This window comes from Streptomyces sp. NPDC048442, from assembly GCF_040651475.1.
In the GTDB taxonomy this organism is placed as follows: Bacteria; Actinomycetota; Actinomycetes; order Streptomycetales; family Streptomycetaceae; genus Streptomyces.
This window is the reverse complement of the sequence record NZ_JBEZKB010000031.1, coordinates 14,371-37,061: the sequence shown is the minus strand read 5'-3', so window position 1 is coordinate 37,061 and position 22,691 is coordinate 14,371. Positions and strand designations below refer to the sequence as shown.

General features: G+C 73.1%; 15 protein-coding genes and 1 pseudogene. 10 read left to right on the top strand and 6 right to left on the bottom strand.

The window, feature by feature from the left end; translation table 11 throughout:
- Positions 1–34: 34 nt before the first annotated feature.
- Positions 35–805 (bottom strand): glycerophosphodiester phosphodiesterase family protein, encoded by a 771-nt coding sequence (locus AB0D18_RS33855; RefSeq protein ID WP_362427499.1) that lies wholly within the window; start codon positions 803–805, stop codon positions 35–37.
- Complete coding sequence (locus AB0D18_RS33850) at positions 802–1,479, bottom strand: hypothetical protein (RefSeq protein WP_362427496.1); 678 nt, start codon at positions 1,477–1,479, stop codon at positions 802–804. Before AB0D18_RS33850 ends, AB0D18_RS33855 begins: the two co-directional genes overlap by 4 nt.
- A gap of 112 nt (positions 1,480–1,591) precedes the next feature.
- Here AB0D18_RS33850 and AB0D18_RS33845 point away from each other — a divergent pair, with 112 nt between their 5' ends.
- On the top strand, positions 1,592–3,088 hold the full coding sequence (locus AB0D18_RS33845) for a PLP-dependent aminotransferase family protein (protein ID WP_362427494.1): 1,497 nt from the start codon (positions 1,592–1,594) through the stop codon (positions 3,086–3,088).
- Positions 3,089–3,174: 86 nt separating this feature from the next.
- Here AB0D18_RS33845 and AB0D18_RS33840 read toward each other — a convergent pair whose 3' ends face one another.
- Positions 3,175–4,758, bottom strand: a complete 1,584-nt coding sequence (locus tag AB0D18_RS33840; RefSeq protein ID WP_362427491.1) for a hypothetical protein — start codon at positions 4,756–4,758, stop codon at positions 3,175–3,177.
- 36 nt (positions 4,759–4,794) lie between these two features.
- Positions 4,795–4,989 carry a hypothetical protein gene (locus AB0D18_RS33835; protein WP_028814016.1) on the bottom strand — a complete coding sequence of 65 codons (195 nt, stop codon included), beginning with the start codon at positions 4,987–4,989 and terminating at the stop codon, positions 4,795–4,797.
- Between the two features lie 256 nt (positions 4,990–5,245).
- Between AB0D18_RS33835 and AB0D18_RS33830 the strand changes: the two genes are divergently transcribed.
- From AB0D18_RS33830 to AB0D18_RS33810, 5 genes are all read left to right on the top strand, one after another.
- Positions 5,246–5,638 (top strand): ankyrin repeat domain-containing protein, encoded by a 393-nt coding sequence (locus tag AB0D18_RS33830; RefSeq protein ID WP_362427488.1) that lies wholly within the window; start codon positions 5,246–5,248, stop codon positions 5,636–5,638.
- A 281-nt stretch (positions 5,639–5,919) separates the two neighbouring features.
- Positions 5,920–7,338 (top strand): HEAT repeat domain-containing protein, encoded by a 1,419-nt coding sequence (locus AB0D18_RS33825; protein ID WP_362427485.1) that lies wholly within the window; start codon positions 5,920–5,922, stop codon positions 7,336–7,338.
- A 356-nt stretch (positions 7,339–7,694) separates the two neighbouring features.
- Entirely contained in the window at positions 7,695–9,221 is a 1,527-nt protein-coding gene (locus tag AB0D18_RS33820; protein WP_362427482.1) for a hypothetical protein, read from the top strand.
- A 199-nt stretch (positions 9,222–9,420) separates the two neighbouring features.
- Positions 9,421–10,311, top strand: coding sequence for a hypothetical protein (locus AB0D18_RS33815; RefSeq protein WP_362427480.1), 891 nt, complete (start codon positions 9,421–9,423; stop codon positions 10,309–10,311).
- A 53-nt stretch (positions 10,312–10,364) separates the two neighbouring features.
- Positions 10,365–15,215 carry a hypothetical protein gene (locus AB0D18_RS33810; protein WP_362427477.1) on the top strand — a complete coding sequence of 1,617 codons (4,851 nt, stop codon included), beginning with the start codon at positions 10,365–10,367 and terminating at the stop codon, positions 15,213–15,215.
- A 42-nt stretch (positions 15,216–15,257) separates the two neighbouring features.
- On the opposite strand, the gene AB0D18_RS33805 is transcribed toward AB0D18_RS33810, so the two are convergent.
- A complete protein-coding gene (locus AB0D18_RS33805; protein ID WP_362427474.1) occupies positions 15,258–15,764 on the bottom strand; it encodes a hypothetical protein in 507 nt (168 codons plus the stop codon).
- Positions 15,765–16,203: 439 nt separating this feature from the next.
- On the opposite strand from AB0D18_RS33805, the gene AB0D18_RS33800 reads away from it, so the two are divergent.
- The 4 genes and pseudogenes from AB0D18_RS33800 (at position 16,204) to AB0D18_RS33785 (ending at position 20,930) form a co-directional block, all read left to right on the top strand.
- Complete coding sequence (locus AB0D18_RS33800; protein WP_362427471.1) at positions 16,204–19,047, top strand: nitrate- and nitrite sensing domain-containing protein; 2,844 nt, start codon at positions 16,204–16,206, stop codon at positions 19,045–19,047.
- Complete coding sequence (locus tag AB0D18_RS33795; RefSeq protein WP_362427468.1) at positions 19,044–19,484, top strand: roadblock/LC7 domain-containing protein; 441 nt, start codon at positions 19,044–19,046, stop codon at positions 19,482–19,484. The genes AB0D18_RS33800 and AB0D18_RS33795 overlap by 4 nt, the downstream gene beginning before the upstream one ends.
- 362 nt (positions 19,485–19,846) lie before the next feature.
- Positions 19,847–20,212 (top strand): annotated as a pseudogene (locus tag AB0D18_RS33790) (DUF742 domain-containing protein); the annotation flags it as partial.
- Positions 20,213–20,315: 103 nt separating this feature from the next.
- Positions 20,316–20,930 (top strand): ATP/GTP-binding protein, encoded by a 615-nt coding sequence (locus AB0D18_RS33785; protein WP_362427465.1) that lies wholly within the window; start codon positions 20,316–20,318, stop codon positions 20,928–20,930.
- Positions 20,931–21,155: 225 nt separating this feature from the next.
- On the opposite strand, the gene glpK is transcribed toward AB0D18_RS33785, so the two are convergent.
- Positions 21,156–22,676 carry a glycerol kinase GlpK gene (gene glpK, locus AB0D18_RS33780; RefSeq protein WP_362427462.1) on the bottom strand — a complete coding sequence of 507 codons (1,521 nt, stop codon included), beginning with the start codon at positions 22,674–22,676 and terminating at the stop codon, positions 21,156–21,158.
- Positions 22,677–22,691 lie beyond the last annotated feature (15 nt).

The window sequence follows — 22,691 nt, the reverse complement described above, 5'->3', positions numbered from 1 at the left end:
CGTGGCGACGCGCGAACGGGCGCAGGGGGCCGGGTCAGGCCCAGGCCCCCCGCTCGGTCAGCACCGACCGCAGCGTCGCGATCTGGTCCGTCATGATGCCATCCACGCCGAGATCGACAAGAGCGGCCATCCGGCTCTCGTCGTTGACCGTCCAGACATGAACCTGGAGACCGAGCGCGTGCGCCGTCGCCACGAAGCGGCGGTCCACCACACGCACGCCGTTCTGCGACTCCGGCACCTGTGCGCACACCGCGCCCCGCCGCAGCGGCGCAGGGACGCCCAGCGAGCGCAGCCGCAGCGCCAGCACGCCGCCGACGCCGTACGACGTCGCCAGGCGCGGCCCCGCGAGCCGCTGCGCGCGGGCGACCCGGCCCTCGCTGAACGAACCGACGCAGATCCGGTCCCAGGAGTTCGTGCGGCGCACCAGGTCGACCAGGGGAAGCAGGGCGGCCTCCGCCTTGACGTCGACGTTCCAGCGGGCGTCGGGAAACTCTTCGAGCAGCTCCTCAAAGAGGGGGAGGGGCTCGGTGCCCGCCACGCGTGCCTCGCGCACCCGGCTCCAGGGCAGCTCCGCGATGCGGCCCCGTGCATCCGTCACCCGGTCCAGAGTCGGGTCGTGGAAGGCCACCAGCGTGCCGTCCGCCGTGGCGTGCACATCGGTCTCGAAGTACCGGTAGCCCTCCTTGGCTGCCCTCCGGAAGGCGGCGGCGGTGTTCTCCAGTCCGTCGGCCGCCCCGCCGCGGTGGGCGAACGGGAGGACCGGCCCCGGGTGGTTCAGATAGCTGTGGCGGAGTGCGTGGTTCACCGGGGAAGTATCGCGCGGGCACCCTTGTCGTCGGCGACCCGCCCGGACGAGGGGTGCGGCTTCGTCCGCGGCACGGCGAACACGCGCAGGAAGTACTGGGAGAGGGGGCCGATCGCGAGGGCGTACGCGACGGTGCCGACGCCGACCGAGCCGCCCAGCGCGAATCCCGTCGCGACGACCGCGATCTCGATCCCCGTACGGACCAGACGGATCGACCGGCCGGTCATCCGGTGGAGCCCGGTCATCAGCCCGTCGCGCGGACCGGGGCCGAACCGGGCCGCGATGTACAGGCCGCCGGCGGCGCCGTTCAGCGCGATGCCGCCGAGCATCAGCGCGATCCGGGCGGACAGCGAGTCCACCTGGGGCATCAGCGCCAGCGTGCCGTCCATCGCGAGGCCGATGACCACCACGTTCGAGACCGTGCCCAGGCCCGGCCGCTGCCGCATGGGTATCCAGAGCAGCAGGACGACCGCCCCGACGATGATCGAGACCGTCCCGATGGCGAGGCCGGAGCGCTCCGCGAGGCCCTGGTGCAGGACGCCCCAGGGCTCCAGGCCGAGGCCCGCCCGCACCAGCACCGCCGAACTCACTCCGTACAGCGCCAGGCCCACGTACAGCTGGCTCAGCCGCCGGAAGAGTTCCCTGGATGACGAGGACCGTGATGACCCGGACACGTTGCGCTCCTTGCGTAAGGGTGGGTGTAGTGCTGGTGGACCGATGCATGACACTCTGTGGCCTGTAAGGACGAGCCATCCATGGCCAATCCGGGGAAGGTGGACTGATTTCATGGCGCAGTGGACTTCGGCGGTGGGGGCGGCGCAGCTCGCCCGCCAGCTCAGCTCACAGTCCCGCCCCACGGGCCCCGGCGTCCGCAAGCCACCGGCCTACCGGTCGCTGGCCGACGGCATCCGGCTGCTCGTTCTGGAGGGGCGCGTTCCGGTCGCCGCACGGCTGCCCGCGGAGCGCGAGCTCGCGGTGGCCCTCGCGGTGAGCCGCACCACCGTCGCCGCCGCATACGAGGCCCTCCGCGCGGAAGGCTTCCTGGAGTCCCGCAGGGGAGCGGGCAGTTGGACCGCCGTCCCGGCGGGCAATCCGCTGCCCGCGCGCGGCCTGGAGCCGCTGCCGCCCGAGTCCCTCGGCTCCGTCATCGACCTCGGTACGGCGGCCCTGCCCGCCCCCGAACCCTGGCTCACCCGCGCCGTACAGGGCGCCCTGGAGGAGCTGCCGCCGTACGCCCACACCCACGGCGACTACCCGGCGGGACTGCCCGCCCTGCGGCAGATGCTCGCCGACCGCTACACCGCGAAGGGCATCCCCACCATGCCCGAGCAGATCATGGTCACCACCGGCGCGATGGGCGCCATGGACGCGATCTGCCACCTCTTCGCGGGGCGCGGCGAGCGGATCGCCGTCGAGTCCCCGTCGTACGCCAACATCCTGCAGCTCATGCGCGAAGGGGGCGCCCGCCTGGTGCCCGTCGCCATGGCGGAGGGGCTCACCGGCTGGGACCTGCCGCGCTGGCGGCAGGTGCTGCGCGACGCGGCGCCCCGGCTCGCGTACGTCGTCGCGGACTTCCACAACCCGACGGGCGCCCTGGCGGGCGAGGACCAGCGCCGCGCCCTCGTCGAGGCGGCCCGCTCGGCGGGCACCGTCCTGGTCGTCGACGAGACCATGACCGAACTCCACCTGGACGACGACCTCAAGATGCCGCGTCCGGTCTGCTCCTTCGACCCGGCGGGCAGCACCGTCCTCACGGTCGGCTCGGCGAGCAAGGCGTTCTGGGCGGGCATGCGCATCGGCTGGGTGCGGGCCGCCCCCGAGGTGATCCGCAGCCTGGTCTCGGCACGCGCGTACGCCGACCTCGGCACGCCCGTCCTTGAGCAGCTGGCCATCAACTGGCTGATGGGTACGGGCGGCTGGGAGCAGGCCGTCGCGGTCCGCCGCAGCCAGGCCAGGGAGAACCGGGACGCGCTGGTCGCCGCGGTGCGCAGGGAACTGCCGGACTGGGAGTTCGACGTGCCGAGCGGCGGGCTCACCCTGTGGGTGCGCACCGGCGGACTGTCGGGGTCGCGGATCGCAGCGGTGGGCGAACGGGTCGGCGTACGGGTGCCCTCGGGGCCCAGGTTCGGTGTGGACGGGGCCTTCGAGGGTTATGTACGGCTGCCGTTCACGGTGGGCGGCCCGGTGGCGGACGAGGCCGCGGTACGGCTCGCGGCCGCCGCGCGGCTCGTGGAGACCGGAGCGGCCTCGGGCGCCGAGGTGCCGAGGACCTCAGTCGCCTAGAGGGGTCGACGAAAAGAGCCCGTGTCCCCCCGCCGAGCGGGGACACGGGCTCTGCGGCGGACCTGTCGGCCCTCCGCGGGCACTTGTCAGCCCTCCGCGGGCACCGGGTCCGCGTTCCGGCCCTCCAGGGGGTCTTCGTCCCGTTCCTCCCGGGACTCCAGGGGTACGGAACGCTCCGGCAGCAGCTCCAGCACCGCCTGCCGGTGCGGCTCGCTCGTGGCCTCGTCGTACGGGTCGGGGGTGGCGGGCACCTGAAGCCGCATCACCGGGCCGGCGCCGAGCCGGGCGTACCCCCGGCCCGGCGGAACGTCCGGCGTCGGAGTGGTGTGCGGCGGGGCGCCGAGGACGGCCTCCACCTCGGCCGGTGCGGCAGGGCCGAGCACGGCACGCGCACGCGTGTGCGCGCGTACCGACTCGCTGAGGGTGTCCACCGAGTCGAACTGCTCGGCCACCACCACCGTCACGTTCGCCGCCCGGCCGTGCCGCAGCGGCACCTGGAGCAGCTGCTGCGGGTCGGTGCGGCCGTCGGCGGCCGCCAGGTGACCGAAGACGCTCGGCCGGTCCAGCAGGATCCACAGCGGGCGCCTGGTGTCGTCGGGGGCGGTGCGGCCCGCCTGCCGGGCCCGGTTGGCGGAGATCAGCCGCCGCTCGGTCTCGGACGCGGCCCACTCCAGGCTCGCCAGGGCGCCGGACAGACCGCACTCGACGGCCAGGACACCGCTGCGGCCGGTGAGGCACGCGTACTCGCCGGTGCCGCTGCCCTCGGCGATCAGGACGTCGCCGTCCGCCAGCGCCTGCAGGGCGATCGACCGCAGCAGGCTCGTCGTACCGCTGCCGGGCTGGCCGACGACCAGCAGATGGGGCTCGGTGGAGCGCGGTCCGGTCCGCCAGATCACCGGGGTCGCGTCGTACGGCTCGTCGCCCCCCTGGACGGGGACCGTGCGGGGCACGGCGTCGGCGTCGGTGAAGCCGAGGACGGTCTCGCCGGGGGCGGTGACGAAGCGCTGGGCGGCGATCGCCGTGGGGAGCGCGTCCAGCACCGTCATGACGAGCTGATTGCCCTCCTCGTCCCAGTCGAAGCGGTACTCGCGGCCACGCCCGGACTTGGCGTGCAGCAGCTGCTCGATGCGGGCCCGGGAGGAGGCCTCGCCGTCGGGGAAGTACGCGGGGTAGCGGATCAGCAGCCGCCGGGGGCGGCCGGTGTCGTCGAACTCGTACTCGCTGAAGGCCTTGTCCCAGTCGCCGCCGTGCGCGAAGAGCGGGTCGGGGTCATCGGGCACGGAGAAGTACGGCACCAGCGCCTCATAGAGGGACTGCAGCCGCTCCGTCTGCTCCGGGGCGGGGCCGGTCTGCACGGGTGCGCGTTCGTGGCCCTTCCAGGCGGCCGCGGCCATCACCGTGATCAGGGCGAGCAGCGGCCCGTACGGGATGAGCGCGACCACCAGGACGACGGCACCCACCAGGAACAGCGCGGGACCGCGCTTCTCCTTGGGAGTGCCGGACCATCTGGCGCGACCGGCCGCGGCGAGCTTGCGCAGGCCGCGGCTGATCGTGATGAGCGGATGGAGCACGTCCGTGGCGCTGTCGGCGGCAGTGCGCGCCAGCTCGCGGCTGCGGGCCACCGAGACACTGCTGCTGCTCAGAATGCGGGGGAGGGGACGCCGGGCCACGTCGGACTCCTGAAGTGAGAGTGGGGGAACGCGGGGTCAGAACTTGATCCCGCCCAAGAGGCCGGCGAGGCTCGCTCCTCCGGCTTTGATGCTCGGGGCGATGGCGGTGCCCGCGAGGTAGAAGCCGAAGAGCGCGCAGACCAGGGCGTGGGACGCCTTGAGTCCGTCCTTCCGGAAGAACAGGAAGACGATGATGCCGAGCAGCACAACACCTGAGATGGACAGGATCATGAGTGTTCTCCTGGTTGATGGGGACAGTCACCATGAGTTCTTCCAGGCTCACAGAAAGTATCAATGCCGCAAAGCGTGCAATCGGGTTAATTTTCGTCTTTTTCACTGGACCGGCCGAGCCTGCCGCTCTCGCGATGATCTTTGCCGTCCGGGGGCCGGGTCATGTCGCCGGACGGGCAGTACCCTGACGATTCACTCGTACGGCTCTCATGCCGTGCGCCCCTGGTCACGGCATGAGAAAGGCAGGCTTTCCGCGATGAGCGAAGCTCCGGACCCCGAGGTCGTCGAACTGGCGACCAAGATTTTCGATCTTGCCCGGCAGGGTGAGACCGAGGCGCTCGCGGCCTACGTCGACGCGGGGGTCTCGCCGAACCTCACCAACGAGCAGGGGCAGACCCTGGTGATGCTCGCGGCCTACCACGGGCACGCGGGTGCGGTGGAGGCGCTGCTGGCGCGCGGGGCGGACGCGAACCGGGCGAACGACCGGGGACAGACGCCGCTCGCCGGCGCGGTCTTCAAGGGCGAGGACGAGGTGGTCCGGGTACTGGTCGCCGGCGGGGCCGACCCGGCGGCCGGAACGCCGTCCGCCGTCGACACCGCCCGGATGTTCGACAAGAAGGCCCTGCTGGAGCTGTTCGACGCCCACTGAGGGCTTCCTGGTGAGGGAGTCGCGGGGGGCGACGTAAATGTGGTCGCGGTGGCGAAATGGCTGGGCCATCATGACGTCGGATTCACAAACACCAGGTGCGGGCATGAGTCGCCGCATTACGGATATGTGGAACGGGCCCATTCCGGGCCACCGACGAGAGGCAGAGGAAGATGGTCAACACCAAGCGAAAGACTGTGACGGGCGGCCGGGCATGTTGGCGCACCGCGTAGGAACGGCACGTTTCCCGGTTGCGTCGACAGCTTGATGTGAGGCCTTTTCCCATGTTTGAACCAGTCATAGCGCCGAGCGGTACTCTGCTCGGCCTCCTGCAGAGGGGCCGGGGTGACGGCACGCTCCACGCGCTTGCCGCACCCCGTCCGGAAGCCCTCGCGGCCCTGCACCACTGCGTCCTGAACGACCCCCGCCACGACTGGCAGGTCGAGAACCGATCGCTCTACTACGCCCGTCTGTACCTGGACCTCGACGGCGGCCTCGACGAGATCGAGAGCCACCTCTTTGATGCCGAGGACTTCCTCGACACGGACGAGAACCGGACCGGGCTCGCGCTCGCCGTCCTCGGGCACCTGGCCTCGTACGGCAGGGACGACGCCCTGGTGCTGCTGCGCAAGTACGCCAGGACCGGCACCAACTGGACCTGGGCGCTCGACGAGCTCGCCCTGCGCGACGACGACAGCGGGCTGCGCTCGCTGGCGGGCCCGGTGCTCTCCCGGTTCGCCGCCTCCCCCGAGGGGGACGCGGAGCTGGCCGCCGCCGTGCGCGACGCCTTCGAGCCCCGGCCCTGGCGGCTGTGGGCCGAGGATCCCCGCGAGTCGGTCGGCGGCCGGGTGAGGTCGGCGCAGGAACAGGGGTCCTTCGACCGATGGCAGCGCCAGATGCGCCCTGCCGGGCCCCGCCCCGGGTGGAGCGTGGAAGCCGTCTTCGACTGGGCCCAGCAGGGTCTGGAGCGGGGCGCCGTGCTGCACGTGCCGGCCGCCCGCTGCCTGTCGGCCGTTGCGGGACCCGAGGACCGGCCGGCGATTCTCCGGGCGGCGCGCGAGGGGTCCGACGGGGCGCGCTGCGCGGCGCTGCACTACCTCGCGGAGTCCCGGGACCCCGCCGTCCTCGACCTGATCGAAGCCGCGGCGCAGAGCCCGTCGCGGACCGTCTCCGAGGCCGCCGTCGCCGCCTTCGAGCGGATGTGCGGACCCGAGGCGGTGGACCGGGCCCGCGGCTGGGTCCACCGGCCGGACGCCCTGGGCGCCTCGGCCGCGGGCGTGCTGGCCTGCCGCGGGACGGCGCAGGACGCACCGCTCGTCCTCGGTGCGCTGCGCGAGGCCGTACGGGCCGACGGCCCCGACGCACCGCTGCTGTGGACCCTGGTGGACGGCACGGGCCGCCTCGGGATCTGTGCGGCGGCTCCCGTACTGCGGCACGTCTACCGCGAGACCGCCTCCTCCCACCTGCGGCAGCGCGCGGCAGGCGCCCTGGCCGCCACCGATCCGTCCTTCGCCTCCGGCTTCGCCGTCGAGTGCCTGTGGGACTGCGAGGAGACGACACGGGAACTCGCCGCGCTCCACGCCGAGACCGGCGACGCCCGAGTCGCCGACCGGCTGCGCAGGCTGGCCGCGGACCCGGCCGAGGAGGCCGAGGTACAGACCGCCGTACGCAGCAGGATCGGGCCGGACGCCACCGCCGTATGAGCGGCCGGAGCTGAGGAAGCGGAGGGCGGTGTGCTCCTGAGCACACCGCCCTCCCGTGCGGGCCGCCTCATGAGGAGCCCTGTCCCGTGCGGGCCGCCTCGTGAGGGGCCCTGGCGGAAGGGAACGCAGGGGTGTGCCCGGCACCGCCTGTCGCAGCCGCGTCGGCGGACGATCCGCACTCCCGCCCGGCACCGTGAGCGCCCCCTGAGCCGTTTCCGGGCGTCCGGGACTCGGCCCGAGCGGGCCCGGGGCCGGGCCCATGGAACGTACGGCGGAGCGTGCGGCCACCCCCGGGGCAAGCGTTCCCATCTGGGCCGTTTCGACCGTTGTCAGTGCGAGGACCTAATCTGTGCCACGTGACTTCGCCTGCCTCGACGGAATTCGTTCCGCCCCAGCTCAGCGCGGGGCCGCGGCCCGCCCAGGGCCCGGCCGCCGACGAAGGGCTCGCGCGGCGCCTTCGTGCGCTCGCCTGCACCGCTCCGCTGCACGACCTCGACGTGCGCAAGGCGAACCTCGCGGGTGAGTACACGGTCTACGCGATGGCCGAGGTCGCCCTCGCCTCGATCGACCTGATCACGCTCAACATGGACTTCGACACCGGCGCCGACCACGAGCAGATCGTCTCCCGGCTGCTGCCGCGCGTGGCCGCCCAGGCCCCTCGACGCCCTGCCGCCGAGCACGAGCGCGTCGCCCGCTGGGTGCTGGAGAACCTGATCAACGTCGGCAGCGTCGACCGCGGCTTCCGCGCCGTCTACGGCACCTTCTCCGCCGACGGCGTCTACACCCGCCGCGACTACGACTTCAAGCTCGTCGAAGAGGTCGCCGGATACGGCGGCGGAGTCTTCCTGCGCACCACCGACGAAGCCGTCAACGTACTGGTCGGCGCCCTCGACACCGACGTCACCAGCGCCCAGATCGCGGCCGAGGTCAAGCTGGAGGTCCTGATCAACCGGGGCCGCCTCGCCGACGCCCAGCTCGCCGCCGAGCAGGCCCGCTACCGCACCGTCCAGTACGCCGAGACGCTGCGCCGCACACTGGAGGCCACCCGGCGCAACGTCCGCGCGGTCGACTGGCTCAACGCCGTCCCCGACATGATCGCCGAGGCCCTCGACCACGTCGCCGACCGCTACCGCCACGAGAACGCGATCCTCACCAACATCCGCAAGGCCAGGGACGAGTCCGAGGATCCCGAGCAGAAGCGCCGCGCCGCCGAGCTCGTCGACATCGTCAAGGACTGCATCCGCCGCCACACCCAGCTCCAGTCCCGCCTCCTGGAAGCCGGACCGCTGTTCCGAGCGGAGCAGGACCGCCAGGCGTTCGCACCGATGTCCGCGCACTCCGGACTCGACCTGTACGGACAGCTCGTCGCGCCGCTGCTGCCGCTCCCTCTTGAGCAGGCGATCCGCGTCACCGACGCCTTCTTCGCCCACGGCGCGGGGCTGCGCACCCCCGTGTCGGTGCGGGTCGGCGACCTCGTCGACATACTGCTCACCCCGCCCCAGGAGCGCGAGCACCTGGGCGCCGAGATGCCCGAGCCCGACCTCATCGCTACCCCGGACGACAGCCGCTTCAGCGAGGAGCAGCTCGCCGACGCCATGGAGCTGCTCGACCTGCCGCACGACGCGCCCCGCCGGCTGTCCGGGCTGCTCGCCGAGGCCCGCCGCCGCGACAGCGACCTGCCCTACCTGGTCGCGCTGCTCGCCGTGCACGCGGCGAGCCCGCCCGTCGGGACGGCGTACCGGCAGGGCGAGGAGCGACTGCTGTTCGCCGTCGACGACGGCACCCAGCTGGAGGACCCCGAATTCGGCGGCGCCGACCTCATCGTGGGCACCGCCCTGTTGGACGCGGCGGGCATGGCCTCCGGCCGGGCGGAGGCATCGTGAACACTCTCGCTCCCCGTAGCCCCCTTGAGATCCGTAACCCCCTCGCTCTCCGTAGCCCCCTCGCTCCCCGTAGCCCCCTTGGGCGGCGGAGCCGCACCCTCCGCTCCGGCCCACCCCCACACCGGCCCGGCCCACCCGCGACACCTCACACGCACGAGCGCCCCCGCCCCACCCTCGTACCACCCAAGGAGCACACCCCGTGAGCGACCCCCACGCAGAAACCCCCGCGTGGAGCGGCGACGCCGCCGACGTGCCCGCCGCCCCCGCAGCGGTCACCCCCGCCGACGCCGCCGACGCCGCGCGCCTCGTCTCCTTCGGGCTCCAGCCCAAGCTGCTCCCCTCCCGCGACGCCGAGTACGCCGAACTGCTGCGCCGCTACCGGGAAGAGGCCGCCTTCGCCCGGCTCGCCGACGCCGTCGCCACCGGCCTCGGCCTCGTCGTGCTCGAAGTCTCCACACGCGCCGGAATGGCCGTCTCCGCCGACGAGGACTCCGTCTTCGCCGTCCGCATGGGCGACTACGCCCGCCGTGCGTCAGCCGAGTCCGCCGACCGCTTCCTGCACGGCCTCGCCCACCTCGCCGTCGCCACCATGGCCTTCCCGCGCCCCGAGGACCTCGCCGACGACGGGTACATCGGCCGCCTCACCGTCAACGGCGTCGACGCCTTCGTACGGCAGGCCTGCCGCCGCCTGGAGGAGCGTGCAGAGGTGGCCGGGGAGAACACCGACCCCACCACCGAGGCCCCCGGCCTGGAGTCCGCCTGGCGGATCTACTCCCGGCGCAGCGCCACCGGCGCCACCAAGGACGCCCGCCGCCTCGCCGGTTCCACCACCGGCATCGTCGGCAAGGCTGTCGCCTTCCTCACCGACTCCGGCTTCCTCCAGCGCACCGGAGACGACGCGGGCGGCGCCTACCGCACCACCGCCCGCTATCAGCTGCAGGTCCGCGACATGGCGGGCAGCGCCGCCATGGCCGAACTGCTCGAACTCGGCGTCGTCCCGGTGACGGACGGCACGGCGACGCTGGTGCCGCCGTCCGACGCCGACGACCTCGACCTGGCAGCCGACGCCGGCCTGCCCTTCCACGCGTAACCGCGCAACCGTTCCAGACGCGCAACGTTCCAGACGACTGAGAGTCCGCCGCCATGTACGAGTTGTCCCGGGTCCGCCTCTACTCCATCGGGCCCGCAGGTGCGCGCTACGCCGACACCGTGCTCGACCTGCGGGGGGTCGGCGCCCCCGTGCCCCACCCCGCCCCCACCCAGGCGGAGTTCTTCGAGGACGAGCCGGTCGGCCCGCCCCGGCGCCCGGCACCCGCGGGCGTGCTCTTCCTGGAGAACGGCGGCGGCAAGTCCGTCCTCCTCAAGCTGATCTTCTCGGTCATGCTGCCCGGCCACCGCAACACTCTCGGCGGCGCCAGCTCCGGCGTGCTCCGCAAGTTCCTGCTCGCCGACGACTGCGGGCACGTCGCCCTGGAGTGGCAGCACACCCTCACCGGCGAGTGCGTCGTCGTCGGCAAGGTCAGTGAGTGGCGCGGCCGGCAGGTCTCGAACGACCCCCGCAAGTTCGCCGAGGCCTGGTACTCCTTCCGCCCAGGCCCCGGGCTGAGCCTGGACTCGCTGCCGGTCGCCGAGGCCACCGCCGTACGGCGCCCTCTTGAGGGTGCGTCGGGCGCCCAGGGCCGCCGCCGCACCATGAAGGGCTTCCGGGACGCGATCACCGAGGCGGGCAAGTCGTACCCGCACCTCGACATCCACTGGGAAGAGATCCACGACCGCTGGAACGAACACCTCGGCGAGCTCGGTCTCGACCCCGAACTCTTCCGCTACCAGCGCGAGATGAACGCCGACGAGGGCGAGGCCGCGGGCCTCTTCGCGGTGAAGAAGGACTCCGACTTCACCGACCTCCTGCTGCGCGCCGTCACCGACACCCGCGACACCGACGGCCTCGCCGACCTCGTGCACGGCTTCGGCAACAAGCTGGGCCGCCGCGCCGAGCTGATGGCCGAGCGCGACTTCACCGCCGGGTCCGTCGACCTCCTCGGCCGCATCGTCGACGCCGCCGCCACGCGGGCGCGTGCCCGCGACATCCACAGCGGCGCCGAGCGCCGCACCCGCACCCTGTCCCGCCGTCTTTCCGCCCGCGCCGCCGAGGAACGCGGACGTACGGCGGAGCTCGCCCAGCAGGTCGCCTCCGCCGCACACACCGTCACCGAAGCCGAGACCGCGCGCGGCCACAGTGCGCTCATCTCCGCCGAACTCGCCTACCGGCACGCCTCGCTGGCCCTCGCCGCAGCCGAGAAGGGCGCCGCCGCCCAGCGCCGCGAGCTCGCCGACGCCCGCACCCTGCACTCCGCATGGCAGGCCGCCGAAGCGGTGCTGCGACACCGCGCCGCCGCCGACCGCTCCGCACGCGTGGCCGTCGCCATCCGCGACGCCGAGCGCGACGCGGCCCCCGCGCTCGCCGCTCGGGCGACCGCCGCCATCGACCTCGTACGGGCACTGCACAGCGCGGCGGAGGACGGCGAGCGGGTCGCGGCCGAGCAGGAGGAGCGGTCCGCCGCACTCCAGGAGGCCGGCGAGGCCGCGCACCGCGACGCCACCGCCGCCGCCACCGAGGCGCAGCGCGCCCGCAGCGAGATCGGCCACCTGCGCCAGCGCCTCGCCGAGGTCGAGCAGGAGACAGGCGAAGCGGTACGGGCCGGCTGGCTCGACGACACCGCCCCCGACGCCGACCCGGCGCGCGCCGCACTGGCCGCGACGGACGCAGAGAAGACCGCCGTCGCCGCCTGGGACGTGGCCCGCGAGGCCGCCCGTACGACGGCGGACAAGGCCCGCGAGGCCGCCGCGGAGGACGCCCGCGCCGAACTGACGGCCGCGCGCGCGGCGGACGCGGCGCAGGCCGCCACCTCCGCGTACGAGGCGGAGCACCGCGCGGCGGCGTCCATCGCGGCCGAGGAGCGCCTCGCAGAGTTGCTCAGCCTGCCCACGGCCACCGCCTCCGGTTTCCCCCAGCCCCGCAGCGGCGACGGCACGGACGGCGCAGACGGTACGGACGAGCAGGGGACCGACCACTCCGGCGGTACGCACCTCGGCTCCGGTGGTACGTACGACAGCTCCGGCGGTACGCACCACAGTTCCGTCGGCGCCCAGCGCGGGGCCGACGGCACCCGACGCACCGCCACCGCCACCGCGACGCACACCCGCCGCAAGCCGCGCCCCGTCGCCGAAGGCCCGCTCACCGTCGAGGAGCTGGACCGGGGCGCCGACGACCTCCTGGCCCTCCTGGAGCAGGGCGTCGCCGCCGCCGAACGCCAGCTCTTCGAGCTGCGCACCGCCGCCGCCGACGACTCCCGCATCCTCGGCGCCCTCGGCGACGGCGGCCTGCTGCCGCCGAGCCCGGACGTCCTCGCGACCGTGGAGTACCTCGGCGAGCACGGCATCCCGGCGCTGCCCGGCTGGCGCTACCTCGCCCAGGCCGTCGACCCCGCCGACCACGCAGCCGTGCTCGCTGCCCGGCCCGAGCTCGTCGACGGCGTCGTCATCACCGACCCCGACTCGCACGCCCGCGCGCGCGGCGTGCTCGCGGGCGCCGCTCTGTTGCCGCGTTCCGCCGTCGCCGTCGGTACGGCGTCCGCGCTGCTCGCGCCCGTACCCGGAGCGGGCAGCGGAAGCACCGAACAGGGCGCGGTCTTCCTCGTACCGCCGAACCCGGCCATGCACGACGAGCACGCCGCCGACGAGGAACGGCAGGCGCTGCGCGCGCGTGCCACCGCCCGCGACGAGGAGATCCGCACCCTCGCGGCCCGGCTGACCGGGGACCGCACCCTCGCCGCCCGGCTCGGCTCCTGGCGCGAGGACTGCCCGCCCGGCATGCTCGCCGAGCTGGCCGAGGCCGCCAGAAGCGCCCGCGAGGCGGCCGAAGCAGCGGAGGCCGTCCTCGCGCAGGCCCGTACGGTACGGGCGGACGCCGACGAAGCGGCAGCCGACGCGGCCCGGGTCCGCGACGACCGGCAGGACGCCGCCCAGCGCGCCCGCCGGGTCGCCGACGCCCTCGCGGGACTCGCCCACCGGCTGCGCGAACGGGCCGGCTGGCAGGTCAAGCTGCGTGAACTCGCCGACGAGGCAACCGAGTCGGAGGCCCGCGCAGGCACCCTCCTGGAGCGCGCAAAGGCCGCCGACGAGGACCGTCGCACCGCCCAGCGCACGGCCGACGACGCCCACCGCACCTCCCGCACCCTGCGCGCCGAACGGGCCGAGATCGCGGGCGCCCCCGAGACGCTGCCGGAGCCCGACCCGGACGCCCCGCGCGCCGCGCTGCCCGCCCTGCGCGAGGCGTACCGCGCCGCGTCCCAGCTGTACGAGAAGGTCGGTGTCGGCGCCGACCTGCGCGCCGAACAGGCCCGCGCGGAGAGCGAGGAGAGCGCCGCCCTCACCGAGCTCAACCGCCTCACCAACAAGGTCCGCAACCGGGCGGGACAGCTCCTGGAGAGCAACGACGGAGCCGACGGCCCGTCCCGGCAGGCCGCCGCCGCCCGCGCCGAATCCCTCGTCCAGACCCTCGAAACCCGGGCGTCCGCCGCGAGCGAGCAGCTCGGCCGGCTGCGCGGCGAGGCCGAACGCCTGGCCCCCGAGGACGGCGCCGCGCACACGGAACTCCCCGAAGGACTCGTACCGTCCGACGCCGAGCACGCGCAGAGTCTGCTCCGCACCTCCACCGCCGAACTGGCCACCCGCAGCGACGCGTGGGAAGGCGCCCGCGCCGCGCACGGCGAACTGCTGCACGCACACCGGGCCGCCGAGGACGCGGCGGGCGGCTTCGACGAGACGGCGGCGCTGCTGCGGGACCTGCTGCGCGACCACCAGGACGAGGAGGGCCAGGAGGACCCCGAGCCCTACCCCGGCACCCTGGAGGAGGCGCGCAATTCGGCGGCGGAGGCCCGGCGTTCACTGCGCGGCTGCGCGGGCGACCTGTCCGGCGCGGAGGCCGCCGTGCGCGAGGCGAGCGACGTGCTCGTACGGCACGCCAACTCGACCCGCTACGAACAGGTGCGCACCCCGGCCCGCCAGCAGATCCGGGAGCTGCCCGCCGCCGCGCTGCCCGAGCACGCGGCGGCCTGGGCGGCGGCCTTCGCGCCCCGACTGCGTGTCCTGACCGACGAGTTGGCGCAGCTGGAGCGCAACCGCGACAGCATCGTCGACCGGCTGCGCGGCCTCGTGGAGTCCGCACTGGCCACGCTGCGATCGGCGCAGCGGCTGTCGCAGCTGCCGGAGGGGCTGGGGGAGTGGTCCGGGCAGGAGTTCCTGCGCATCCGCTTCGAGGAGCCCGACCAGGCCACGCTCTCCGAGCGGCTCGGCGAGGTCGTCGACGAGGCGACCAGGGCAGCCGTGAAGAAGAACTCCGACATGCGGCGCGACGGGATGTCGCTGCTGCTGCGCGGTGTGCAGGCGGCGCTGGAACCCAAGGGCATCGCGGTCGAGATCCTCAAGCCGGACGCGGTGCTGCGCGCCGAGCGGGTGCCGGTCGGGCAGATGGGCGACGTGTTCTCCGGCGGGCAGCTGCTGACCGCGGCGATCGCCCTGTACTGCACGATGGCGGCGCTGCGCAGCAACGACAGGGGCCGCGACAAGCACCGGCACGCGGGCACGCTCTTCCTCGACAACCCGATCGGGCGCGCCAACGCCACGTACCTGCTGGAACTCCAGCGGGCGGTCTCCGATGCGCTCGGCGTCCAGCTCCTCTATACGACCGGCCTGTTCGACACGACCGCGCTCGCCGAGTTCCCGCTGGTCATCCGGCTGCGGAACGACGCGGACCTCAGGGCGGGCCTGAAGTACATCAGCGTGGAGGAGCACCTGCGCCCCGGGCTGCCGCAGCAGAGCACCGAGGGCGAGACCATCCACGGAGAGATCACCGCGACGCGGATGTTCAAACGGATGCCGTCGGAAGGGGCCCCGGCGGAAGAGGCTCCCGCGGACGAGGCGCAGGCCGAGTAGCAGCGAATGGCCCGGCGGTACGCGCGAACCGCCGGGCCCCGCTCACGCCTCCGACAGCCGGCCCGCGCCCCTGCGCCCCCGTATTCGCGCGTCCTTGCGGGCCGTCCGCCGCGCCCGGCGGCGCTCCCGGCGCAGCTGCCGGGCCGTACTGCTCGGGACGGACACCACGCCGTTGCGCTGGTTCCACACCTGGCGGGTGATCCACACGTCCAGCACCCCCCACGTCGCCGCCACCGTGCTCGCCACGCTGCTCAGGGTCATCGGGAAGGCGAGCCAGGAACCCGACAGGGTGCACAGGTAGGCCACCATCGCCTGGATCAGCGTCAGCGAAATTATGATCACCGCCCGCACCGCGGAGGTACGGACCGGATCGGGCAGCCGCCACCTCAGGGCCGGCTCCTCCACCCACAACTGCCGCACTGCCGTGCCCGCGTCGGGCCGCCGCCCCGCCCCGTCCGCCCGTCCCGCTGCCGCGTCTGCACGCCTGGCCGCCGCGTCCGCCCGCCTCGCCGCCGTGCCCGCCTCCGCCGGAAGCTCCTGCGCCTTCATGACCACTCCCCACCGCTCAACCCAGGCCCGTCCTACGCGCCTTCAGGAGTGACTGCCCGGCTTGTGCCGTTTTACGCAGCCACTGCTGCTCCCCTTACGTCTCCCCGTACACAAGGACGAACAATCAGCCCGAATGATTCCCGCCGAACGGACACGGAACGAACACTTCCAGCCATCCACCGAGGTCCGGAGGGCGCCTTCGGCCGGGTGTCCTGTGCCACAGGCGTGGTATCCAACTCCCGTGATTCCGGGACAAGTCATGATCGGTTCCTGAGGCATCGGCTGAAAACAGACCGGACGTCTCTTCGAGTTGCCGGTGGGTCAGTAGTAGGCTCACGCCGCTTGTTGACGTATTGCGTTGACGAATGCCCTGATGGATCAACCGGATCGACTAGACGGAACATCACCCCCGCCGCGCGGGGTTGAGCTGGGGGAGGCCATGCGCTTTCGCGGGAAGTCCATCCGCCGGAAGATCGTGGCGTTGTTGCTGGTGCCGCTCGTTTCCCTCACCGCGCTCTGGGGATTCGCGACGGTGCTGACCGGCCGCGAGGCGAGCGAGCTGCTGGACATCGCCTACGTCGTCGAGAAGATCGGGTCACCGGTCGAGGACGCCGTGCAGATCGTCCAGGAGGAGCGCCGCCAGACTCTGGTCTACCTCGCCGACGAGCGTGGCTCCGAGGCGCTCACGGCGCTGCGCGTCCAGCGCGACAGGACCGACGCCGCCGTCGCGAAGATCCGCGGCAACTCCCAGGACCCGGACGTCACCGGAGAGTTGAACCCGGCGGCCGCGCAGCGCCTGACCTCGCTCCTGGAGGCCTTCGACGGCATCACCGCCCTGCGCCGCTCCGTCGAGAACAGCACGCTCACCCGCAGCCAGGCCCTCACGCTCTACAACCGGCTCGTCGACCCCTGCCACACCTTCCTGGCGAACCTGCACGTGGTGCGCGACGTCGAGATGGACAAGCAGGGCCGCGCCCTCGTCGGCACTACCCGCGCCCGCGAGCTCCTCTCCCGCGAGGACGCCCTGGTCGCCTCCGCGCTCGTCGCCCGCGAGATCACCGCCGGAGAACTGCGCGACCTCACCGGGCTGATAGCCGGCCGCAAGATCCTCTACGACACCAGCCTGGAGCAGCTCCCCGCCTCCGACCGGCAGGACTACGAGCAGATCTGGAACGGCCCCGACACCGGTGCCCTGCTCGCCGCCGAGAAGCTCCTCCTCGAACAGGGCCCGAAACGCCGCCCCACGGCCGTCTCGACCGCCACTTGGAAGGACGCCGCACCGCCGGTCCTCGAACGCCTCGCCAGGCAGGGCGCCGAGACCAGCGACAACTACCAGGCGCGCGTCGAACCCGTCGCCTTCGGCGTCCTCCTCAAAGCGGGTGCCGCCGGCGTCCTCGGCTTCCTCGCCCTGATCGTCTCCGTAGTGGTGTCGGTACGCATCGGCCGCGAGCTCGTCCGCGACCTGAACCGCCTCCGCAAAGAGGCGCACGAGGCCTCCGGCGTACGCCTTCCGGCCGTCATGCGCAGACTCGCCGCGGGCGAGGCCGTCGACGTGGAGACCGAGGCACCGCGCCTGAGTTACGAGAAGGACGAGATGGGCCAGGTCGGCCAGGCCCTCAACACCCTCCAGCGGGCCGCCGTCGAGTCCGCCGTGCGCCAGGCCGACATGCGGCGCGGCGTCTCCGAGGTCTTCGTCAACCTCGCCCGCCGCAACCAGGTGCTGCTGCACCGCCAGCTGACGCTCCTCGACACCATGGAGCGCCGCACCGAGGACACCGACGAACTCGCCGACCTCTTCCGCCTCGACCACCTCACCACCCGCATGCGCCGGCACGCCGAGGGCCTGGTGATCCTCTCCGGCGCGGCCCCGTCCCGCCAGTGGCGCAAGCCCGTACAGCTGATGGACGTGGTGCGGGCCGCCGTCGCCGAGGTCGAGGACTACGAGCGCATCGAGGTACGGCGGCTGCCGCGGATCGGCGTGGGCGGCCCCGCCGTCGCCGACCTCACGCACCTGATCGCCGAACTCCTGGAGAACGCCACGGTGTTCTCGCCCCCGCACACCGCAGTCCAGGTGCTCGGCGAGCGCGTCGCCAACGGATTCACCCTGGAGATCCACGACCGGGGCCTCGGCATGGCCCCGGACGTCCTCCTCGATGCGAACCTGCGGCTCGCCGAGACCCCCGAGTTCGAGCTGTCCGACACTGACCGCCTCGGCCTCTTCGTCGTCAGCCGGCTCGCCCAGCGGCAGCACGTACGGGTCTCCCTCCAGCAGTCCCCGTACGGCGGCACCACGGCCGTCGTCTTCATCCCGGCCGCACTCCTCACCGAGGCCCCGGACACCGACGGCAGCGGCTTCCGCGTCGACCGCGAACCGGACCGGGCACAGGTGGGCGAGCCCGCCGCGACCGGCCAGGGCCGCCGCCGGGACCTGGCGGCCGTCGGCCGCCCGACGTCCGGCCGGCCGGTGCTGGACGGCCCCGTCGAGCTGGAACCGCCGTTGGGAACGCTGGGACTGGAACCCGCACCGATTCTCGGCTCCGCGTCGTCCGGCGGCCCGCTCGACGACCTGGACGACACCGAGAGCGAGCGCGGCGGCATCTTCCGGGCCAGGGGCCTGGAGAAGCCGCGGGGCCGCGACGCGCTCCGCCGCGGTCCCGGCGACGGCAAGAGCGCGGGCCGCGGTAACCCCCGGGGCCGCATCGCGGACGCGGCCCGGGTGCAGCACCAGCAGGCCGCCGACCTCGCCCAGGACGGCGCCGACACGGCCCGGCCCGGCGACCCGGTCCCGTTGCCCCGGCGCAAGCCGGCGCTGGTGGCCGAGCACGGCCGGCGCATCGGACGCCAGCAGCCCAAGGAATCCCGGCAGCCCGGCGGGACCCGGCGGCCCCGTGGTACGGACCGGCCGGAGAGCGGCCCCGAGGCGGAGACCGGGAGCAGCCAGGACACCACGGCTGCTCCGGCCGCCGGATCCCCCGCCCTGGGCGGCCTCCCGCGCCGGGTGCGCCAGGCGAGCCTCGCTCCGCAGCTGAAGAAGGAAGCCGAAGCGGCCACTGCCGCCGAGACCGTCCGCCCGATCCCCGAGGAGGAGCCCGAGCGCGACGCCGAAGAGGTACGCAGCCGGATGGCCTCGCTCCAGCGCGGCTGGCAGCGCGGCCGCCGCCAGAACGAGGCCGACACCGACACGACCGACACGACTGCCCCGGCCGACACGACCGCCCCGGCCGACACCGCCGGAACGGCCGGGACAGCATCAGGAACGACAGCAGAGGGGGACGGTCGATGACCGCACCGAACGCCGCAGCACACAATGGGTCGGGCCGGGGTTCCGGCGAGCTCAACTGGCTCCTCGACGAACTCGTCGAGCGCGTCGGCAGCATCCGCAAGGCGCTGGTGCTTTCCAGCGACGGGCTCCCCACCGGCGCCTCGAAGAGCCTGACGCGGGAGGACGGTGAGCACCTCGCCGCCGTGGCCTCCGGGTTCCACAGCCTCGCCAAGGGAGTCGGCCGGCACTTCGAGGCGGGCCGGGTCCGGCAGACCGTCGTCGAGCTCGACGACGCGTTCCTCTTCGTCACCGCGGCGGGCGACGGCAGCTGTCTCGCCGTCCTCTCCGACGCCGATTCCGATGTCGGCCAGGTCGCGTACGAGATGACGCTGATGGTCAAGCGTGTCGGCGCCCACCTCAGGACGGCGCCACGGACCGGTCTGCCCACCGGCGGGTGAGCGGACCCGGGATGAACGACGCAGGTACGGAGACGGGCCGGGCCGGGCCGCCGGACGCAACCGGGCCGACGACCCCCGGCGCGCCCAGGACCTCCGGCGCGCCCAGGACCCCCGGCGCGCCCAGGACCTCCGGCGTACCCAGGGTCCCGGGCGCACCCACGGGGCCCACCGGCTCCACGGGCCACGGCAGGAACCCGCGACACGGCTGGGACCAGGACCACAGCTGGGACCAGGACCACAGCTGGGACCAGGACCACGGCTGGGATCAGGGCACCGGCTGGGGCCAGGGCACCGGCAGAGCCTCGGCCCCCCGCCCGGACTCCCGCCCCGATCCGGGCAGACGGCAGCAGGAGGCCCCGCACTGGTTCGACGACGACGCGGGCCCCGTCGTACGCCCGTACGCGATGACCAGGGGGCGTACGAGCAGCGCGACCCGGCACCGTCTCGACCTCATCGCGATCGTGGTCCCGGAGCCCGCGGCCGACGACCCGGGCCGGGACCAGACGCTCGCCCCCGAGCACGTCGAGATCGTCGAACTGTGCAACGAAAGCCCGCAGTCGATCGCCGAACTGGCCGCGACCCTGGACCTGCCGGTCGGCGTCGTCCGGGTCCTGGTCGGCGACCTGGTCGAGGAGCAGCTCGTCCACGTCACCCGGCCGGTGGAGCCCGCCGAGCTGCCGGACGAGAGCCTGCTGCGCGAAGTGATCGACGGCCTCAGAGCCCTCTGAGGACACCGCCCAGCTCCGCACCAGTACCGCCCCAGTACCGCAACACCGCCCAGTACCGCGCGGACCCAGTCGTCCGCGCAGCGAGATCGGGAGAACCCAAACGATGGTCTTCGGGCGTTCCAGCCGCAAGAAGCGGCCCGTGGAACCGGTGACGCTGAAGATTCTGGTCGCCGGCGGATTCGGGGTGGGCAAGACCACCCTGGTCGGCGCGGTCAGCGAGATCAGACCCCTGCGTACCGAGGAGACCCTCAGTGAGGCGGGGCGGCCGGTCGACGACACCCACGGGGTCGAGACCAAGACGACCACCACCGTCGCCATGGACTTCGGGCGCATCACCCTACGCGAGGACCTCGTCCTCTACCTCTTCGGGACACCCGGCCAGGACCGGTTCTGGTTCCTGTGGGACGAGCTGGCGCAGGGCTCGCTCGGCGCGGTCGTGCTCGCCGACACCCGCCGGCTGGAGGACTGCTTCGCGGCCGTCGACTACTTCGAACGCCGCAGCATCCCCTTCACGGTCGCGGTCAACTGCTTCGAAGGTGCGGACCGGCATCCCGCCGAGACGATCAGTGCGGCCCTCGACCTCGACCCGGACGTCCCCGTCATGCTGTGCGACGCACGTGACCGCGAGTCCGTGAAGAACGTCCTCATCGCGGTCGTGGAGCACGCGCTGGAGGTTTCCGCGAGCCGCCGCAGGGCAGCCGCGGCGGTCACCTCATAGAGGCGTCGGCGTCTCAGGGAGCCTTCTGGAGCCGCCGCCACCTCATAGAGGCGTCGACGGCTCGCAGCGCCGGCGGTCCGCAGCGCCGGCGGTCCGCAACCGCGAAGCGGCCCGCACCCCCGCCGACTGGGGTGCGGACCGCGGCAGTTGGCCCTCCCGCGCGTCGCGCACGACACCGCACATCACCGCGATGTCACCGCGCGACGCAGGACGATCGTAGTGCGGTTACTCCTGTCCGTCCTCCTGCCAGCCGAAGCTGCGCTCCACCGCCTTGCGCCAATTCCGGTACTCGCGGTCCCGCTCCGGCGCACCCATCCGCGGTGTCCACTCCACATCGCGCTGCCAGTGCGCCTTCAGCTCGTCCAGGTCCGACCACACCCCGGTCGCCAGACCGGCGGCGTACGCGGCCCCCAGACAGGTCGTCTCCGACACCTTCGGCCTGATCACGGGCACGTCCAGGACATCCGCCTGATGCTGCATCAGCAGATTGTTGACGGTCATCCCGCCGTCCACCTTCAGCGTGGTGATCGGCACGCCGGAGTCCTGGTACATGGCGTCGACGACCTCGCGGGTCTGCCAGCTCGTCGCCTCAAGCACCGCCCGCGCGAGATGCGCCTTGGTGACGTAACGGGTCAGCCCGGTGACCACCCCGCGCGCGTCCGAGCGCCAGTAGGGCGCGTACAGGCCGGAGAACGCCGGGACGATGTACGCCCCGCCGTTGTCGTCCACGCTCGCCGCGAGTGGCTCGATCTCGTCGGCGCTGTGGATGATGCCGAGCTGGTCGCGGAACCACTGCACCAGCGCACCCGTGATCGCGATCGAGCCCTCCAGGCAGTAGACCGGCGCGTCGCTGCCGATCTTGTAGCCCATGGTGGTGAGCAGTCCGTGCTTCGAAGGGACCGGCCGGTTGCCGGTGTTCAGGAGCAGGAAGCTGCCCGTCCCGTACGTGTTCTTGGCCGTCCCCGTGTCGTAGCAGGCCTGCCCGAAGACCGCCGCCTGCTGATCGCCCAGCGCGGACGCCACCGGCACCCCGGCGAGCTGCCCGACGGCCGTCCCGTACACCTCGGCGGACGACCTGATCTCCGGCAGTACGGCCTCGGGGACCCGCATCGCGGCGAGGATCTCCTGGTCCCACTGGAGGGTCTGGAGGTTCATCAGCATGGTCCGCCCGGCGTTGGTCACGTCGGTGACGTGCACACCGCCCTGGGTGCCGCCGGTGAGGTTCCAGATCAGCCACGAGTCGATCGTGCCGAAGGCGATCTCGCCGCGCTCGGCCCGGTTCCGCAGCCCGGGGACGTTGTCGAGCAGCCAGGAAGCCTTCGGCCCGGAGAAGTAACTCGCCAGCGGCAGGCCCGTCTTGTCGCGGAACCGGTCCTGCCCGTCCGCGCCGCCCAGCTCGGTGCAGAGCGAGGAAGTGCGGGTGTCCTGCCAGACGATCGCGTTGTGCACGGGCTTTCCGGTCGCGCGGTCCCACAGCACGGTCGTCTCGCGCTGGTTGGTGATGCCCAGCGCGCTCAGCTGGTCCGCGCGCATGCCCGCCTTGGCGAGCGCCCCTGCGACGACCGCCTGCACCTTGGACCAGATCTCGGTGGCGTCGTGCTCGACCCAGCCCGGCTTGGGGAAGATCTGGCGGTGCTCGCGCTGGTCGACGGCGACGATCGCACCGTCGTGGTCGAAGATGATGCAGCGGCTGGACGTGGTGCCCTGGTCGATCGCCGCGACGTACTTCTCGCTGCTGTCGGTCATGAGGTCCCCTCGGTC

Excerpts from the sequence above, each read along its gene's own strand:
- AB0D18_RS33800 (WP_362427471.1), top strand. The coding sequence starts at position 16,204 with ATGCGCTTTCGCGGGAAGTCCATCCGCCGGAAGATCGTGGCGTTGTTG.
- AB0D18_RS33810 (WP_362427477.1), top strand. The coding sequence starts at position 10,365 with ATGTACGAGTTGTCCCGGGTCCGCCTCTACTCCATCGGGCCCGCAGGT.
- AB0D18_RS33825 (WP_362427485.1), top strand. The coding sequence starts at position 5,920 with ATGTTTGAACCAGTCATAGCGCCGAGCGGTACTCTGCTCGGCCTCCTG.
- AB0D18_RS33830 (WP_362427488.1), top strand. The coding sequence starts at position 5,246 with ATGAGCGAAGCTCCGGACCCCGAGGTCGTCGAACTGGCGACCAAGATT.
- AB0D18_RS33835 (WP_028814016.1), bottom strand. The coding sequence starts at position 4,989 with ATGATCCTGTCCATCTCAGGTGTTGTGCTGCTCGGCATCATCGTCTTC.
- AB0D18_RS33805 (WP_362427474.1), bottom strand. The coding sequence starts at position 15,764 with ATGAAGGCGCAGGAGCTTCCGGCGGAGGCGGGCACGGCGGCGAGGCGG.
- AB0D18_RS33845 (WP_362427494.1), top strand. The coding sequence starts at position 1,592 with ATGGCGCAGTGGACTTCGGCGGTGGGGGCGGCGCAGCTCGCCCGCCAG.
- glpK (WP_362427462.1), bottom strand. The coding sequence starts at position 22,676 with ATGACCGACAGCAGCGAGAAGTACGTCGCGGCGATCGACCAGGGCACC.
- AB0D18_RS33795 (WP_362427468.1), top strand. The coding sequence starts at position 19,044 with ATGACCGCACCGAACGCCGCAGCACACAATGGGTCGGGCCGGGGTTCC.
- AB0D18_RS33785 (WP_362427465.1), top strand. The coding sequence starts at position 20,316 with ATGGTCTTCGGGCGTTCCAGCCGCAAGAAGCGGCCCGTGGAACCGGTG.